Origin of the sequence: Bradyrhizobium sp., assembly GCF_049691595.1 — a bacterium.
GTDB lineage: Bacteria > Pseudomonadota > Alphaproteobacteria > Rhizobiales > Xanthobacteraceae > Bradyrhizobium.
The window spans coordinates 1-1,812 of sequence record NZ_JBAVNZ010000576.1 but is presented as its reverse complement, the minus strand read 5'-3'; the positions used below and the strand labels follow the sequence as shown (position 1 = coordinate 1,812).

General features: G+C 68.7%; 2 protein-coding genes. Both read right to left on the bottom strand.

What is annotated here, in order from left to right; all coding sequences use genetic code 11:
* Positions 1–789: BatA domain-containing protein (locus tag WCE35_RS23300; RefSeq protein ID WP_424595668.1), on the bottom strand; the 789-nt coding region annotated here is incomplete at its 3' end.
* Positions 789–1,730, bottom strand: a complete 942-nt coding sequence (locus tag WCE35_RS23295) for a DUF58 domain-containing protein (RefSeq protein ID WP_424595667.1) — start codon at positions 1,728–1,730, stop codon at positions 789–791. The genes WCE35_RS23295 and WCE35_RS23300, both read right to left, overlap by 1 nt.
* Between the last annotated feature and the right edge of the window lie 82 nt (positions 1,731–1,812).

The window sequence follows — 1,812 nt, the reverse complement described above, 5'->3', positions numbered from 1 at the left end:
GCCGATGGGCGACCCCTTGGCATCGGTCGCGCGCACGGTGCCGGCGGCGATGCCGCCGTCGGTGCGCAGCACCTTCACGGTCATCTTCGCCGCGGCATTTTCGGCCGCGACCAGGGCCAGCGCGGAGGGCGTTCCGCCTTCGAACACGGTCAATGTCCGGTCGCCGATACGCTTGCCGAGGTTTTCCAGAAATTCGGCGCCGCGTCCGGTATCGACGCCGTCGGACAGCCACGCGATCTCGCAGTCGCCGGTTGCTTTCAGGAAACGCTCGACCGAGGCCATGGTCTCGACGCGCTCGATCGAATAGGGCTTTGGCGCCAGCTGGCGCAACGTCACGCGCGCGGTGCCGGCGGGCATCAGGGTGATGTCGCGGGCCGGCTCGGAGAGCGGGACCAGCGCGACGCCGCGCCGGTCGTTGTCGGCGTTGGCGATCAGTTCGTCGGCGGCCTTGATCCGCGCCTCCCAGCTCGCCGCGGCGCTCCAGCCGTCGTCGAGCAGGATCATGAGCGGCGCCTTGCTGCCGCCAGGCGCGGTTTGCGGATTCCAGATCGGGCCCGCGGCGGCGAGAATGACCAGCGCCGCCGCCGTCAGCCGCAGCAAGGTCAGCCACCACGGCGTCCGTGACGGGGTTTCCTCCTTCGGCGTGATCTCGAACAACAGCCGCGTCGGCGGAAATTCGATCCGCTTCGGCCGCGGCGGCATCACCCGCAGCAGCCACCACAGCACCGGCAGGCTCAGCAAGCCCAGCAGCAGCAACGGTTCGGCGAAGGAGAGCGGCAGGCCTGCGATCATGCGCTTGGCCCCGCCTTGACGGTCGCGCGCGTGGTCGCCTTGCTCACCATCATGCCGCCATGCAGGAACAGCAAGAGCTCGGCGGCCGAGCGGCTGGTGGTGTGGGTGGAAAACAGCCAGTCGAGCTTGTCGGTCTCGGCGCGGATCTCGTCGCGGTGGCGTGCGACACGCGCGAGGTAGTCGCCGGCCCAGCTTTCGGCGCGGCCCGCGGTGATCGTGCTGCGGCTCTCCGGCTCGACGAATTCGACGCGGCCGGCATAGGGGAAGGTTTCCTCGGCCGGATCGACGATCTGGATCAGCGTGCCGTGCGCGCCGGAGCCGGACAACCCCGCGAGCATGTTCCTGATCTCCGGCATCGGCGACCAGAAGTCGGACAGCACGACGATTTCGGCCAGCGCCGACGGCACGAAGGACGGCGGCAGGCTCGCGCGCACGGCATCGTCATGCAGCATCGCCTGCGCCATCTTGTCGATCACGCTGCTGCTCGCGGTCGGGTTCATCAGGCCGGGAATGCCGACCCGTTCGCCGCCCGCCACCAGGAGCTCGGCGAGCGCGAACGTGACGATCAGGGCGCGTTCCAGCTTGCTGTCGCGCGCCTGTCTGGAGGCGAAGGCCATCGACGGCGAGCGATCCGGCCACAGCCACACGGTATGCGCGGCCTCCCATTCCTGCTCGCGGACATAGAGGTGATCATCGCGCGCCGAGCGCCGCCAGTCGACCCGCTGCGACGGTTCGCCGGAAACGAAGCGGCGATATTGCCAGAAACTTTCGCCGGAGCCGGCGCGACGGCGTCCGTGCAGGCCGTGAATGACGTTGGCGGCGATACGGCGGGCTTCCAGCATGAGACGCGGCAACGAGGCGGCGAGCGATCGGCTTTCGCCATCGGCACGTCGGATTGCGGTGATCTCCCTGGTTTCTTGCCTGGTCTCCGCGGCCATCAACCGATCCGCGTCTTCAATTGCCTGATCACGTCAGGAATGGTGTGGCCCTCGGCACGGGCGGAGAACGTCAGCGCCATGC

Bases quoted from the DNA above. Each gene is read 5' to 3' on its own strand.
- WCE35_RS23295 (WP_424595667.1), bottom strand. From the start codon at position 1,730: ATGGCCGCGGAGACCAGGCAAGAAACCAGGGAGATCACCGCAATCCGA.